This is a genomic window from Pseudomonas syringae (assembly GCF_000737245.1).
Taxonomy (GTDB): domain Bacteria; phylum Pseudomonadota; class Gammaproteobacteria; order Pseudomonadales; family Pseudomonadaceae; genus Aquipseudomonas; species Aquipseudomonas syringae_J.
The window spans coordinates 18,816-32,869 of record NZ_JPQU01000019.1; the positions used below are offsets into that span (position 1 = coordinate 18,816).

The 14,054-nt window shown below is 59.4% G+C and carries 14 protein-coding genes; 2 read left to right on the top strand and 12 right to left on the bottom strand.

The annotated features are described in order from the left end of the window. Positions 1-96: 96 nt before the first annotated feature. The 12 genes from lipA to IV01_RS20515 form a co-directional block, all read right to left on the bottom strand. The gene (lipA, locus tag IV01_RS20570) at positions 97-1,119 is read right to left on the bottom strand and encodes a lipoyl synthase (RefSeq protein ID WP_032626379.1); all 1,023 of its coding nucleotides are present in this window, start codon (positions 1,117-1,119) and stop codon (positions 97-99) included. 2 nt (positions 1,120-1,121) lie between these two features. Then, entirely contained in the window at positions 1,122-1,769 is a 648-nt protein-coding gene (gene lipB / locus IV01_RS20565; protein WP_032626382.1) for a lipoyl(octanoyl) transferase LipB, read from the bottom strand. Then, complete coding sequence (locus tag IV01_RS20560; protein WP_032626384.1) at positions 1,769-2,044, bottom strand: DUF493 domain-containing protein; 276 nt, start codon at positions 2,042-2,044, stop codon at positions 1,769-1,771. Before IV01_RS20560 ends, lipB begins: the two co-directional genes overlap by 1 nt. Positions 2,045-2,132: 88 nt before the next feature. After that, on the bottom strand, positions 2,133-3,293 hold the full coding sequence (locus IV01_RS20555; protein ID WP_032626387.1) for a D-alanyl-D-alanine carboxypeptidase family protein: 1,161 nt from the start codon (positions 3,291-3,293) through the stop codon (positions 2,133-2,135). A 253-nt stretch (positions 3,294-3,546) separates the two neighbouring features. After that, a complete protein-coding gene (locus IV01_RS20550) occupies positions 3,547-4,560 on the bottom strand; it encodes a septal ring lytic transglycosylase RlpA family protein (protein ID WP_032626389.1) in 1,014 nt (337 codons plus the stop codon). Next, positions 4,560-5,567: a lytic murein transglycosylase B gene (mltB, locus tag IV01_RS20545; RefSeq protein WP_032626539.1), complete on the bottom strand. Its 1,008-nt coding sequence runs from the start codon at positions 5,565-5,567 to the stop codon at positions 4,560-4,562. Before mltB ends, IV01_RS20550 begins: the two co-directional genes overlap by 1 nt. 17 nt (positions 5,568-5,584) lie before the next feature. After that, on the bottom strand, positions 5,585-6,688 hold the full coding sequence (rodA, locus tag IV01_RS20540; protein WP_050507298.1) for a rod shape-determining protein RodA: 1,104 nt from the start codon (positions 6,686-6,688) through the stop codon (positions 5,585-5,587). 31 nt (positions 6,689-6,719) lie between these two features. After that, a complete protein-coding gene (mrdA, locus tag IV01_RS20535; protein WP_032626391.1) occupies positions 6,720-8,621 on the bottom strand; it encodes a penicillin-binding protein 2 in 1,902 nt (633 codons plus the stop codon). 13 nt (positions 8,622-8,634) lie between these two features. Then, complete coding sequence (gene rlmH / locus IV01_RS20530; protein WP_032626393.1) at positions 8,635-9,102, bottom strand: 23S rRNA (pseudouridine(1915)-N(3))-methyltransferase RlmH; 468 nt, start codon at positions 9,100-9,102, stop codon at positions 8,635-8,637. Between the two features lie 9 nt (positions 9,103-9,111). Further along, on the bottom strand, positions 9,112-9,534 hold the full coding sequence (rsfS, locus tag IV01_RS20525) for a ribosome silencing factor (protein ID WP_032626395.1): 423 nt from the start codon (positions 9,532-9,534) through the stop codon (positions 9,112-9,114). Between the two features lie 72 nt (positions 9,535-9,606). Continuing rightward, on the bottom strand, positions 9,607-10,248 hold the full coding sequence (gene nadD, locus IV01_RS20520) for a nicotinate-nucleotide adenylyltransferase (RefSeq protein WP_050507299.1): 642 nt from the start codon (positions 10,246-10,248) through the stop codon (positions 9,607-9,609). Between the two features lie 70 nt (positions 10,249-10,318). Beyond that, positions 10,319-11,590 carry a glutamate-5-semialdehyde dehydrogenase gene (locus IV01_RS20515; protein ID WP_032626398.1) on the bottom strand — a complete coding sequence of 424 codons (1,272 nt, stop codon included), beginning with the start codon at positions 11,588-11,590 and terminating at the stop codon, positions 10,319-10,321. A 410-nt stretch (positions 11,591-12,000) separates the two neighbouring features. On the opposite strand from IV01_RS20515, the gene IV01_RS20510 reads away from it, so the two are divergent. Both IV01_RS20510 and IV01_RS20505 read left to right on the top strand, forming a co-directional pair. Then, positions 12,001-12,672, top strand: coding sequence for a DNA-3-methyladenine glycosylase (locus IV01_RS20510; protein WP_032626400.1), 672 nt, complete (start codon positions 12,001-12,003; stop codon positions 12,670-12,672). 3 nt (positions 12,673-12,675) lie between these two features. Then, positions 12,676-13,992 carry a bifunctional DedA family/phosphatase PAP2 family protein gene (locus IV01_RS20505; protein WP_032626402.1) on the top strand — a complete coding sequence of 439 codons (1,317 nt, stop codon included), beginning with the start codon at positions 12,676-12,678 and terminating at the stop codon, positions 13,990-13,992. Positions 13,993-14,054 lie beyond the last annotated feature (62 nt).

The following is a 14,054-nucleotide window of genomic DNA, read 5'->3' on the forward strand; positions in this document are numbered from 1 at the left end:
CAGGTCATCATCACCGCAAGTGTTTCAGACCGACGCACAAAAAAAGGGCCGGATAGTGATATCCGGCCCTTTTTGCTTTCAGCTGCGATTCGAACGTCAGACCATCGCTTCAACGGCGATCTTGGCCTGTTCGTCAGCGTGGTACGAAGACCGCACCAATGGGCCTGACGCGACGTTCTTGAAGCCCATCTTGTAACCTTCCTCGGCGAACCAGGCGAAGGTGTCCGGATGCACGAAGCGCTGAACCGGCAAGTGGCTGCGCGAAGGTTGCAGGTACTGGCCGAGGGTCAACATGTCGATATTGTGTTCACGCATGCGCTGCATGACTTCGATCACTTCTTCGTCGGTCTCGCCCAAGCCCAGCATCAAGCCGGATTTGGTCGGGACGTGCGGGACCATTTCCTTGAAGCGTTGCAGCAGGGTCAGCGACCACTGGTAATCCGAACCCGGACGCGCAGCCTTGTACAGGCGCGGCACGGTTTCCAGGTTGTGGTTGAACACATCTGGCGGCTCGGCTGCAGTGATTTCAAGGGCGACGTCCATACGACCACGGTAATCCGGAACCAGTGTCTCCAGCTGTACGTTTGGCGACAGCTTACGGATTTCGCGGATGCAGTCAGCGAAGTGCTGGGCACCGCCGTCACGCAGGTCGTCGCGGTCAACCGAGGTGATCACCACGTACTTGAGGCGCAGGTCGGCGATGGCGACCGCGAGGTTCACTGGCTCGTCAGCATCCAGTGCCTTCGGACGCCCGTGGCCCACGTCGCAGAACGGGCAGCGACGGGTGCAGATGTCACCCATGATCATGAAGGTCGCGGTGCCGCCGGAAAAACATTCGCCCAAGTTAGGGCAGGACGCCTCTTCGCAGACGCTGTGCAGTTTGTGCTTGCGCAGCAGTTGCTTGACGCGATCCACCTCCGGGGAAACCGGGATGCGCACGCGAATCCAGTCAGGCTTCTTCGGCAGGTCGACGGTCGGGATGATCTTTACAGGGATACGCGCAACTTTTTCCGCACCGCGCAGCTTCACGCCCGCTTCGACTTTCGGACGGGCCACGCGCTCGGAAACATCGACGGCGGGGATCAAGGTTTGCACGGCAGTATCAGTCGCAGTAGTCATAATCAGTCGATTCCGCCCGTTAGGGTCGTCTGCTCAGCATAGTCGAGGTGTTTGACGAGCTGCGCGCGCAGCCGGACACTTACCTCGGCAAATTCAATCGGGCCTGCATGATCGCATAGCTGGGTCATTGCCAGCCCTGCGTACCCACAGGGATTTATCCTTCGAAACGGTTCAAGGTCCATGTCGACGTTAAGCGCCAGACCATGGAATGAACGGCCACTACGAATTCGCAGACCAAGGGACGCGATCTTCGCTCCATCGACATACACACCTGGCGCATCAGGCTTGGCAGCGGCGTTGACGCCGTAACTGGCCAGCAAGGCAATCAGGCTGTTTTCGATGCGGGTCACCAACTCTCGCACGCCGAAGCCCAGGCGTTTCACATCCAGCATCAGATAGACGACCAGTTGGCCGGGCCCATGATAGGTCACTTGACCGCCACGATCGACCTGTACCACCGGAATATTGCCCGGCAGCAGCAAATGCTCGGGCTTGCCGGACTGCCCCTGGGTGAATACCGGCGCGTGTTGCAGCAGCCAGATTTCATCCTGCGTGTCCTTGCTGCGCTCATCGGTGAAGCGCTGCATGGCATGCCAGGCCAGCTCGTAGTCGACCTCGCCCAGGTCACGAACGTTAAGGCTTGCGCCCATCAGAGCACCATGTGCACAAGGCCCGTGGCGCGCAGTGCGCTATTGATGTCGCGCAACTGGTCTTCACCGGTGGCAACGATGTGCAACTGGATCGTGGTGTACTTGCCGTTGCTGCTTTGACGCTCGGCAAGGGTGGTGATGTCAATCCTGGCATGTTTGGCCAGAATCTCGATCACGCTGTCTTTGAACCCTACACCGGTGTCCCCGATCACTTTGATCGGATAGTCCACGCAAGGGAATTCGATTTTGTGCGACTTGACGTCGGAATCTGTCATGGCAGTAAAATTCTCACAAGCCGTGAAGATGCAAAAGCGCCCACTCAGGATATGAGCGGGCGCACTTAGGTGGGCGCTGTAGCTGTTATCAGTTGAACAGGCCGTAGAAGAACAGGCGAATGCTATCCCACACGCGGCGCAAGAAGCCACCTTCCTCGACAGCGTCCAGCGCCACGAGGTTGGAAGTGCGCACGACCTTGTCGTCCATTTTCACTTCAACCTTACCGATCACGTCGCCTTTAGCAATAGGTGCAACCAGCTGCGGATTCATGGTCATGCTGGCGGTGAGTTTCTTCATCTCACCCTTCGGCATGGTCATGCTCAGGTCTTCAGCCAGGCCAGCCTTGACCTGACGGTCAGCGCCTTTCCAGACTGGAGCTTGAGCCAGCTCGGTGCCTTTCTGATAGAAGTTCTGGGTTTCGAAGAAACGGAAACCGTAGGTCAGCAATTTCTGGGTTTCAGCAGCACGGGCCTGCTCGCTGTTGGTACCGAAGACCACGGCGATCAAGCGCATGCCGTCGCGTACAGCAGAAGAAACCATGCAGAAGCCGGCCTCCTCGGTGTGACCGGTTTTCAGGCCATCGACGGTCTTGTCGCGCCACAGCAACAGGTTGCGGTTAGGCTGCTTGATGTTGTTCCAGAAGAACTCTTTCTGCGAGTAGATCGCGTAGTGAGCCGGATCTTCGTGGATGATCGCGCGCGCCAGGATCGCCATGTCGTGAGCCGACGAATAGTGCTCAGGGTTTGGCAGACCGGTCGGGTTCATGAAGTGGCTGTTGGTCATGCCCAGATCGGCGGCAGTCTTGTTCATCATGTCTGCGAAAGCATCTTCGCTACCGGCGATGTGCTCGGAAAGCGCAACGCTGGCGTCGTTACCCGACTGAATGATGATGCCGTGCAGCAAGTCGCTGACGGTCACCTGGCTGCCGACCTTGATGAACATCCGCGAGCCGCCCGTGCGCCAGGCGTTTTCGCTGACAGTTACCGGGTCGTTTTCGCCGATCTGGCCACGACGGATTTCCAGAGTGGCGATGTAGGCGGTCATCAGTTTGGTCAGGCTTGCAGGCGCAAGGCGCTGGTCGCCGTTGTTCTCGACCAGGACGTTACCGCTGCTGGCGTCCATCAGCACGTAGGCCTTGGCGGCCAGTTGCGGTGCGGAAGGTGTCATCTGCTCGGCCGCCCAGGCAGCCGGAGTGATGATCAGCGGTACAAGCAGGCACAAGCGTTTTGCAAAGGTGGTGATGTTCATCCGTCTCTCGAAATTGCTAATGGGCAAACATGCCCTCACGGGCAAAGCTGAACGGGCCTGTGGTAGCGGTAGCGCTCCCAACGACCGGCGGTGCCAGGCTTGAGTCCTGACTCACGAGGCTGCCTGTTCGACAAACAACCCCATGGACAGTTGCCTGCACTTTGCTCTGATGGCAAATCCGCTGACAGACAACCGTAAACCCTTCCGTCCCGGACGCATCCGGGTCGTGAGGGGCTTTGATTCTGTACTTCAATCAATCAAGTGTAACGACGCTAGGCTGGCCAAGGTTGGCTGACCTTACGCTGTTTTGCATTTGCTGGGCTTCACCCTGCGTCCCGATCGGTCCCATGCGCACTCGATAGAGTGTCTGCTGGTTGCGAGCGATTGAGCTCACGAACACCGGAGCCCGAACCATCCCGCTCAGTTTCGACCTCAGGAGTTCCGCAGCGTCCGGGTTGGCGAAGGCGCCCACCTGGAGATACAGCCCAGATGCTGGTGCGGAACCGTTTTTTTTTGCGTCAAACTGCATCGGTACCGAAGGGGCTGCATGCTGTTGGGGCGGCGGCGTGTATTGCTCAATGGTCCCGGCAGACGCTACCAATGCAGGTGGCGTGGCTTGCGGCATGACCTGTGGCTGATTCGGCAGCAGTGGGGTCGGACGACCATTCTGCGCCAGCCACTCCTGAGGATCGATACCTTCAACCTTGACCCGCGCGGTGCCGATTTCAGCGTAACCGAGCTTCTTCGCCGCTGCGTAGGACAGATCGATGATCCGGTCGGAGTAGAACGGCCCGCGATCATTGACCCGCAGGATTACCGTGCGGTTGTTGTCCAGGTTGGTCACGCGCACATAGCTGGGCAGCGGCAACGTTTTGTGCGCCGCGCTCATGCCATAAAGGTCGTAAACCTCGCCATTGGCGGTGTTCTGCCCATGAAATTTGGTGCCATACCAGGACGCCGTGCCTGAAGCTACGTAGCGCTTGGAGTCGCTGAGCGGAAAATACGACTTGCCCAGCACCGTGTACGGGTTGGCTTTATAAGGACCGGTGTGGATGGTCGGCGTGGCATCCGGGATGCGCGAGATATCCACATCCCACCATGGCGCTCCGTCCTTGTGGGCACGGTTGATATCCAGGCCAGGTGGCGAGGAGATGCCCGCAGTGCCTTTCTGCACGGGACGGCTCGGTGACGAACAGCTGACCACCAGCAACGACAACGCCGCGCAGGCCATCAGCTTCAGAGAGGTGACGATCGGCAGTGCCCGCATTATTTGGCACCCCGGGCTTGAACCAGACGTTCAGAGAGTTGATGCACAGTCATGGCATACATCACGCTGCGGTTATAACGAGTGATTGCATAAAAATTCTTCAAACCCATCCAGTATTCAGGGCCGTTCTCGCCTTCCAGCTTAAAGGCAGTGACCGGCAAGTCGTCGCGAAGCGCATCATGACTCGCCCACCCCAAGGCTCGCAACTCCCCAACGGTTTTTACTGGCTCGATTCCGGCTGTCAGCCCCTCATCGACACGGTCACCGCGCACACTGGCCAGACTCACCACCGGCTCGCCGGCAACCCAGCCATGACGCTGAAAGTAGCTCGCCACGCTGCCAATCGCATCATCAGGGTCATTCCAGATATTGATGTGGCCGTCACCGTCGAAATCCACCGCGTAAGCCCTGAAACTGCTCGGCATGAACTGCGGCAAGCCCATGGCGCCGGCATATGAGCCTTTCAGCGTCAGTGGGTCGACTTGCTGCTCACGGGCCAACAACAAGAATTCACGCAACTCCTTGCGGAAGAAGTCGGCACGCGGCGGGTAGTCGAACCCAAGGGTCGAAAGCGCGTCGATCACCCGGTAGTTGCCCGTATTGCGACCGAAGAAGGTTTCCACGCCGATGATCGAGACAATCACCTGGGCTGGAACACCATATTCCTGCTCAGCTCGGGCCAGCGTTGCTTCATGCTGACGCCAGAAGTCCACACCTCGCGCAATCCGCGCGTCGGTAATGAACATCGGACGATATTCTTTCCACTGCTTCACACGCTCGGCTGGCCGGGCAATGGCGTCCAGAATCGCTTGTTTGCGCTCCACTTCGCGGAACACGTCCATCAACTGTTCGCCCGCAAAGCCGTAATCGCGGGTCATCTGGCCGACGAACTCAGCAACCTGCGGCGAACCTTCGTAATCTCCGGCAAATGCTTCCTGCACAGACCCAAGAATGCCAACCAGGCCGACCATCGGAGCGTATCGAGCCCAGCTACGCACAACTTGCATTGAATTCTTCACCTTAATCAAACCTGCGCGATCCATTTACGATGTGTATGAATCGACATCAAAACTCCAAACGCTGACAGCAGCGTCACCAGCGAAGTTCCTCCATAACTAATGAAGGGCAACGGGACGCCAACCACCGGCAGCAGGCCACTGACCATACCGATGTTGACGAAAACGTAAACAAAAAACGTCATCGTGAGTGCACCGGCGAGCAACTTGCCGAATAACGTCTGCGCCTGGGCGGTAATGACCAGGCCGCGACCGATGAGCAGCAAGTAGATCAGCAGCAAGGCGCAAATGCCCACCAGCCCGAACTCTTCCCCCATCACCGCGATGATGAAGTCGGTATGACTCTCCGGCAGGAAGTCCAGGTGCGACTGGGTACCCAGCAGCCAACCTTTGCCGAAGACACCACCAGAACCGATGGCGGCCTTGGACTGGATGATGTTCCAGCCGGTACCCAGAGGATCACTCTCAGGGTCAAGGAACGTCAGGATCCGCTGCTTCTGGTAGTCGTGCATGATGAAAAACCACATCGCGACGGCGACCGGCACTGCTGCGGCCAGCACACTGATGATCCAGCGCCAGCGAAGACCGGCCATGAACAGCACGAAGGTGCCGGACGCCAGAATCAGCAACGAGGTACCCAGATCAGGCTGGCGCACGATGAGGGCAAACGGAACGCCGATCAACGCCAGGCTCACCACTACGTGTTTCAGATGCGGCGGCAGCGTGCGCTTGGACAAGTACCAGGCGATGGTCGCCGGCATGATGATCTTGAGGAACTCAGAGGGTTGAAAGCGGATAACACCGGGAATATTGATCCACCGCGTGGCGCCCATGGCGTTGTGGCCCATGACATCTACCACTACCAGCAACAGCACGCCGGTCACGTACAGCACCGGCACCCAGCGAGCCATGAATCTGGGCTCAAGCTGAGCAATGATGACCATTGCCACCAGACCGATGCCGAAGGAGCTGGCCTGCTTGATCAGCAAATCCCAGTTCTTGCCGCTGGCCGAATACAGTACGAACAGACTGCCCGCCGCTAACGTCAGAAGGAGGATCAGCAACGGCCCGTCGATATGAATGCGCTGCAAGAACGTGGCGCGCCGGCGCATCACGTCTTCGCTGGAAAGAATGCGGTCGAAATTACTCTTGACTGGCACTGGCCGCAGCCTCCACGGCATGAACGCCGCCATATTCAGGTTTTAGAGTTCCGTCAGGGTTGAGCAGCCAGGCATCCATGATCTGGCGAACCACGGGGGCCGCGACCCCGGAGCCGGACTCGCCGTTTTCCACCATGACCGACACGACGATTTTAGGGTCGTTGGCCGGGGCAAAGCCGACGAAAAGTGCGTGGTCGAGGTGTCGTTCCTGAACCTTGGAGCGATCATATTTTTCACCCTGCTTGATCGCCACGACCTGCGCCGTGCCGCTCTTACCGGCGATCAGGTACTGAGCGCCCACCGCAGCTTTGCGCGCCGTACCTCGTGCGCCATGCATAACCTGCTGCATGCCGTGGTTGACCTTGTCCCAGTCCGAGGGGTTACGCAGGATGATGTTCGGCATCGGGTTCTCATCAACCGGCGGCTGGCCTTCGATGGTCTTGGCCAGATGCGGGCGATTCCAGACCCCCTTGTTCGCCACCAGCGCCGTGGCTTGAGCCAACTGCAGCGGTGTTGCCTGCATGTAACCCTGGCCAATCCCGAGAATCAGCGTCTCGCCGGGGAACCACGCCTGACGCCGGGTCGCGCGTTTCCAGTCCCGGGACGGCATCAGGCCTGGAGACTCTTCGAACATGTCCAGCGAGACCTTCTGGCCGATACCGAATTTGTTCATGTAGCTCGAGAGCCGGTCAATGCCCAGCTTGTGGGCCAGATCGTAGAAGTAAGTGTCGTTGGAGCGCATGATCGCGGTATCCAGGTCCACCCAGCCGTCACCGGTTCGATTCCAGTTACGGTATTTGTGGTCGTAGTTGGGCAACTGATAAAAGCCGGGGTCGAACACTCGGCTCGACGCATTCACCACACCGGCATCCAGCCCGGCGATGGCAACCGCAGGCTTGATGGTCGAACCGGGCGGATACAGGCCCCGCAGAATGCGGTTGAACAGCGGCCGGTCAATGGAATCGCGCAACTCGGCATAGGCCTTGAAGCTGATGCCGGTCACGAACAGGTTCGGGTCAAAGCTGGGCGCACTGACCATCGCCAGCACTTCGCCGTTGCGTGGGTCCATGGCTACTACTGCGCCACGACGGCCACCCAGTGCGGCTTCGGCGGCTTCCTGCAGTTTGATGTCCAGGCTAAGTACGATGTCCTTGCCGGGCACCGGGTCCGTGCGCTTGAGCACCCGCAAGACGCGCCCGCGAGCGTTGGTCTCGACTTCTTCGTAGCCGACCTGACCATGCAGATCGTCTTCGTAGAAACGCTCGATACCTGTCTTGCCAATATGATGGGTGCCGCTGTAATTAACCGGATCGAGGGTTTTCAGCTCTTTCTCGTTGATCCGCCCCATGTAACCCACGGAATGCGCAAAATGCGCGCCCTGAGGGTAATGCCGCACCAACTGCGCCACGACCTCGACACCCGGCAAGCGGAACTGATTGACCGCTACTCGAGCGATTTGCTCTTCGGTCAACTCAAACAGGATCGGCACCGGCTCGAAAGGACGGCGGCCCTGCTTCATGCGTTTCTCGAAGATGATCCGGTCGTCCGGGGTCAGTTCAAGCACTTCGACAATGGTGTCGAGCACCTGGGACCAGTCGCCCGAACGCTCGCGGGTCATGCTCAGGCTGAAACTGGGCCGGTTGTCAGCAATCACCACGCCATTGCGATCAAAGATCAGGCCGCGGCTTGGCGGGATCGGCTGCACGTGGACGCGGTTGTTTTCCGACAGCGTCGAGTGGTAGTCGTACTGAATGACCTGCAGGAAATACAGCCTTGCGATGAGCACACAAACCAGCAACACAACGGCCACAGCCCCGACCACGACCCTGCCGCGCACCAGACGTGCGTCTTTCTCATGGTCTTTCAGGCGGATTGGCTGAGACATTCAGGGCGCATTGCTATTTGTGATAAGGGTGCCCGGACAGAACCGTCCAGGCGCGATAAATCTGCTCACCGATGAGAATGCGCACCAATGGATGCGGCAAAGTCAGTGGCGAGAGCGACCAGCGCTGATCGGCGCGTGCGCAGACCTCAGGCGCCAGACCTTCCGGCCCGCCCACCATGAAATTCACCGTGCGCGAATCAAGACGCCAGCGCTCCAGTTCCACCGCCAACTGCTCGGTGCTCCAGGGTTTGCCATGCACTTCGAGGGTGACGATCCGCTCGCCCGGCTGCACTTTCGCCAGCATGGCCTCGCCTTCCTGACGGATAAAGCGTGCCACGTCGGCGTTCTTGCCACGGGTATTGAGCGGGATTTCCACCAGATCGAGCGCCAGTTCGGATGGCAGACGCTTGGCATACTCATGCCAGCCTTCTTCCACCCACTTGGGCATGCGCGAGCCGACCGCGATCAGACGCAGACGCACAGCGACCTCTTACTGCTGGTCTTTGTTGAGCTTGAGGAAATGCTCATGAGTGTTTTCTGGGTTGTGGTGTTTGCCATCGCCCGAACGGCTCAGCTCAGCGCCCTTCCACAACCGCTCCAGGTCATAGAATTGACGAGCGGCTGCAGTCATCACGTGAACGATTACGTCACCCAGGTCCAACAGAACCCAGTCGCTGTCGCCCTTGCCTTCTTCGCTCAGGGATTTCAGGCCAGCAGCCTTGACCTTGTCACGAACACTGTCGACCAGTGCGTTCAACTGACGGTTGGACGTACCGGTGCAGATCAACATGTAATCGGCGATGCTGGTTTTGTCGCGCACGTCGATGGTCAGGATGTCGGTGCCTTTCACGTCTTCCAGGGCTGCGATCGCAACCTTGATGACTTCTTCGCTGCTCATTTTTTGCTTTGTCATATAAAACTCTTCAACTCGTGTGTATGGGAACGTCCAAACGCTTATCTATCAAAGCAGTTCAGGGGCGCTCCCTCAGTTTCTCGGCGCATGGTACAGCCCGTGCGCATCGATATAGGCCAGTACTGCGTCTGGCACCAGAAAACGTACCGACTTCCCGCTGGCCAGCAGTTGGCGGATCTGGGTGGCAGACACCGCTAACGGCGTCTGCCAGACGAATGTAATTTGTCCGCCCGGCCCTTTGAGGGCCTTCGGATCGCTGACCGCGCGTGCCGCCAGCAGATTGCGCATGGCATCCGGCGATTCACTGTCTGCGTCCGGGCGCTGCAACACCACGATATGGCAGTGTTCCAGCAACTCTTCCCATCGATGCCAGGTTGGAAGGCCACAAAAGGCGTCCCAACCCAGCAACAGGAATAACTGGTCCTCTGCAGCCAGTTCGGCGCGCATCGATTCCAGCGTGTCAATTGTGTAAGACGGTTTGTCCCGCTTCAGCTCTCGGTCATCCACCGTCAAGGGCGCTACACCGACGACTGCGCATTCAACCATCGCCAGACGGTCCTCTGCGCTGACGCTCGGTGTATCGCGATGCGGTGGCCGAGCGCTGGGCGTCAGGCGCAACTCATCGAGTTCCAGCAGCGCCGCGACTTCCAGCGCGCCACGCAAGTGACCGATATGCACCGGATCAAATGTGCCGCCCAGAATGCCGATCCGCATTGGCGAGACCGCAGTGGCCTCGACTACAGCATCCGCAGGCGTTCCCGCGTGCTGTAAAGGTTCGCTCAAGTCAGGCTGGCTCCTGTCCGCGCAACTGGCCGTCGCCGATCACGATGTACTTCTCGCAGGTCAGCCCTTCCAGACCGACCGGACCGCGGGCGTGCAGCTTATCAGTAGAAATGCCGATCTCCGCACCCAATCCGTATTCGAAGCCATCGGCGAAGCTGGTTGGCGCGTTGACCATCACCGAACTGGAGTCGACTTCAGCCATGAAACGGCGGATCTGCCCCTGATGATCGGAGACGATGGCGTCGCTGTGATGCGAGCCATAGTGGTTGATATGTTCGATTGCCTGATCCAGGCCGGTGACGATCCGAATGGACAGGATCGGCGCCAGATATTCAGTGTTCCAGTCTTCTTCAGTGGCCGGGATCGCCTCGATCAGATCGCGAGTACGCTCGCAACCACGCAGCTCGACGCCCTTTTCACGGAACTGGCCAGCCATCAACGGCAGGAAGTCTGCGGCGATGGTCTGATCCACCAGCAGGGTTTCCATGGCGCCACAGATGCCATAACGATAAGTCTTGGCGTTGAAGGCAATGCGCTGGGCCTTAGGCAGGTCGGCGTGAGCACTGACGTAGACGTGGCAGATACCGTCCAGATGCTTGATCACCGGCACGCGGGCATCACGACTGACGCGCTCGATCAGCCCCTTGCCGCCACGAGGCACGATCACGTCCACGTATTCAGGCATGGTGATCAGCGCGCCGACGGCGGCACGGTCAGTGGTTTCCACCACCTGCACCACAGCGGCGGGCAGATCGGCCTCGGCCAGACCGCGCTGCACGCAGGCGGCGATGGCACGATTGGAATTGATTGCCTCAGAGCCACCACGCAGAATCGTCGCATTGCCGGACTTCAGACACAGACTGGCGGCATCGATGGTCACGTTGGGACGCGACTCATAGATGATGCCCACCACGCCCAGCGGCACACGCATCTTGCCGACCTGAATACCTGACGGACGAAAGCTCATATCGCGGATCGCGCCAATCGGGTCGGGCAGATTAGCCACCTGACGCAACCCGACGATCATGCTGTCGATACGTGCGGGGGTCAGGGCCAGCCGCTCAAGCATGGCCGGCTCAAGGCCGTTGGCACGACCAGCGGCCAGGTCCATGTCATTGGCGGCGGACAACTCGGCACGAGCCTCATCCAGCGCGGCGGCAGTGGCGAGCAGTGCGCGGTTTTTCTGCGCAGTGCTGGCACGGCCGATCACGCGCGAAGCTTCGCGGGCGGCGCGACCCAGGCGGGTCATGTAGTCAAGAACGGACTCAGTCATGGTCTCAGAGGTCTTGGCAGAGAGGAAAGCGGCCGATTATAGCCGTCGGGCGACGCTAACGACAGCGGTGACAGGCGGATGGTCGATAACTGAGTGAAATAGGTGGATATGGACGTCCGCAATCCTGTAGGAGCGGTGCTTGCCCGCGATACAGGCGCTGAGGTGCATCGGGTAAACCGAGTCATCGTTCAATCGCGGGCAAGCGCGCTCCTACGGATGGAATTCGACTCTGAGGGAGCGGTGCTTGCCCGCGATCGGGGTGCCACAGATATCAGGCCTATCGCATCCAGCCTTATCGCGGGCAAGCACCGCTCCCACAGGAAATCATCTCCAAGCCCAAACATCACATTCAGCTCCAATTAAGCCCCGCATTGCTATGATCAGCGCCCCATCACTCCAAATATCCCGTCATGCCCATCGCCCTGCCCGACAGTTTCTTCAACCGCGACCCCCAGGTTCTGGCCCGCGCCCTGCTGGGCAAGGTCATCCGGCATAAAGTCGGCGAGCTTTGGTTGGCGGCGCGGATCATCGAAACCGAAGCCTACTACTGCGCCGAAAAAGGCAGTCACGCATCGCTGGGCTACACCGAGAAACGCAAAGCGCTGTTTCTTGATGGCGGCCATATCTATATGTACTACGCACGAGGTGGGGACTCGCTCAATTTCAGCGCCGAAGGCCCGGGCAACGCCGTACTGATCAAATCAGCCTACCCCTGGGTCGACGAACTATCTGATGCCAACAGCCTGGCGCAGATGCAGCTCAACAACCCCAACGCCAGCGGCGCGCTGCGCAGCACGGAGCGTTTATGCGCTGGCCAGACGCTGCTGTGCAAAGCCTTGGGTCTGAAAGTACCGATGTGGGACGCGAAACGTTTCGATGCAAATTTGTTGCGGGTCGAAGATGTCGGCCAAACGCCAACCCGTATCATCCAGACCACGCGGCTGGGCATCCCTTTGGGCCGTGATGAACACCTGCTTTACCGCTTCGTCGATGCCGATTACGCCCGGTTCTGCACACGGAACCCGTTGCGACGCGGTCAGGTCGAAGCCCGCGACTACTTTTTTCTCGATCAAGGAACCTGAACCATGGGCTCATGGCTCGACAGCATCACCGGCTGGCTGGCGGTAAATCCCTCTTGGCTGAGCGCGGCGATTTTCCTGATCGCATTTATCGAGTGCCTGGCGATTGCCGGGATCATCGTGCCGGGTACCGTGGTGCTGTTCGCCGTTGCTGCTTTGGCGGGGAGCGGGATTCTGCCGCTCAGCGAAGTTTTGCTGCTGGGCTTTCTCGGCGGGATTCTGGGTGATGCGGTTTCCTACTTCATCGGGCGCCGATTCCATCAGAACATCCGTCGCTTGCCGGGTCTTCGCAGCCACCCGGAGTGGATTGGCGGCGCTGAAACCTATTTCCAGCGTTACGGAATTGCCAGTTTGCTGGTCGGGCGTTTTATCGGCCCGCTACGGCCGATGCTGCCCATGGTGGCGGGCATGTTCGATATGCCCTTCCCGCGCTTCGCCGCTGTAAGCCTGCTGGCCGCAGCGGGCTGGTCGATTGCCTACCTTCTGCCAGGCTGGGCGGCGGGCGCCGCAGTACGATTGCCGCTTCCCGAAGGTTTCTGGCCTCAGGCCGCTGTGGTAGGCGGCGGGTTGGCGCTGCTGGTGGGGATAAGCATCCAGACCAGTCTGCGCAGCAAAAAGCACGCTACCCAAGTCATGGCGGCGACCAGCGCGATCCTGTTGGCGGCGATCTTTTTCGGCTGGCCGCACCTGACCCAACTCGACAACGGCATCATGACCCTGATTCAGGAGCATCGCAGCCCGGTACTGGACCAGTTCGTGATCGTGGTTACCGGCATGGGGGATTTCCGCACTCAGCTCTACGCTGCAGCGTTGCTATTGGTGTTATTGCTTGCCACTCGCCAATGGCGACATGCGGCCTTCGCCTGTATCGCGACACTGGGCACCGCTCTGGCCAATGGCAGCATGAAGTGGGTGTTCGCCCGCGCGCGCCCAGAGGTGTTGCTGGAGCCGCTGACCACTTACAGCATGCCCAGCGGCCATAGCTCGGCAGCCTTTGCATTTTTCATCACCCTGGCGGTGCTGGCCGGACGCGGGCAGCCGGTGCGGTTGCGCCTGACCTGGCTGATGCTGGGCGGCATGCCGGCAATATCCATCGCCATGTCACGGGTTTATCTGGGGGTGCACTGGCCGACCGACGTGTTGGCGGGGATGCTTCTGGCATTCACGTTCTGCGCCATCAGCCTGTCAATCATCCAGCGGAAGTCGTCGCTGACCGCGCTGCCGGTGCGCATCTGGTGGCTGGTACTGCCGTCGCTGGTGGCGCTGTTCAGCATCTCGGCCCTGCATTCATTGCCCCATGCGGTGTTGCGATATCAGTATTGACGCCCCAGCCTTGTAGGAGCGCGCTTGCCCGCGATTGGGCCTTCCAGACGACATATTTATTG

Excerpts from the sequence above, each read along its gene's own strand:
- lipA (WP_032626379.1), bottom strand. The coding sequence starts at position 1,119 with ATGACTACTGCGACTGATACTGCCGTGCAAACCTTGATCCCCGCCGTC.
- IV01_RS20550 (WP_032626389.1), bottom strand. The coding sequence starts at position 4,560 with ATGCGGGCACTGCCGATCGTCACCTCTCTGAAGCTGATGGCCTGCGCG.
- IV01_RS20560 (WP_032626384.1), bottom strand. The coding sequence starts at position 2,044 with ATGACAGATTCCGACGTCAAGTCGCACAAAATCGAATTCCCTTGCGTG.
- lipB (WP_032626382.1), bottom strand. The coding sequence starts at position 1,769 with ATGGGCGCAAGCCTTAACGTTCGTGACCTGGGCGAGGTCGACTACGAG.
- rodA (WP_050507298.1), bottom strand. The coding sequence starts at position 6,688 with ATGCGCCGGCGCGCCACGTTCTTGCAGCGCATTCATATCGACGGGCCG.
- IV01_RS20510 (WP_032626400.1), top strand. The coding sequence starts at position 12,001 with ATGCCCATCGCCCTGCCCGACAGTTTCTTCAACCGCGACCCCCAGGTT.
- IV01_RS20505 (WP_032626402.1), top strand. The coding sequence starts at position 12,676 with ATGGGCTCATGGCTCGACAGCATCACCGGCTGGCTGGCGGTAAATCCC.
- mrdA (WP_032626391.1), bottom strand. The coding sequence starts at position 8,621 with ATGTCTCAGCCAATCCGCCTGAAAGACCATGAGAAAGACGCACGTCTG.
- IV01_RS20555 (WP_032626387.1), bottom strand. The coding sequence starts at position 3,293 with ATGAACATCACCACCTTTGCAAAACGCTTGTGCCTGCTTGTACCGCTG.
- IV01_RS20515 (WP_032626398.1), bottom strand. The coding sequence starts at position 11,590 with ATGACTGAGTCCGTTCTTGACTACATGACCCGCCTGGGTCGCGCCGCC.
- nadD (WP_050507299.1), bottom strand. The coding sequence starts at position 10,248 with ATGCGGATCGGCATTCTGGGCGGCACATTTGATCCGGTGCATATCGGT.
- rsfS (WP_032626395.1), bottom strand. The coding sequence starts at position 9,534 with ATGACAAAGCAAAAAATGAGCAGCGAAGAAGTCATCAAGGTTGCGATC.
- mltB (WP_032626539.1), bottom strand. The coding sequence starts at position 5,567 with ATGCAAGTTGTGCGTAGCTGGGCTCGATACGCTCCGATGGTCGGCCTG.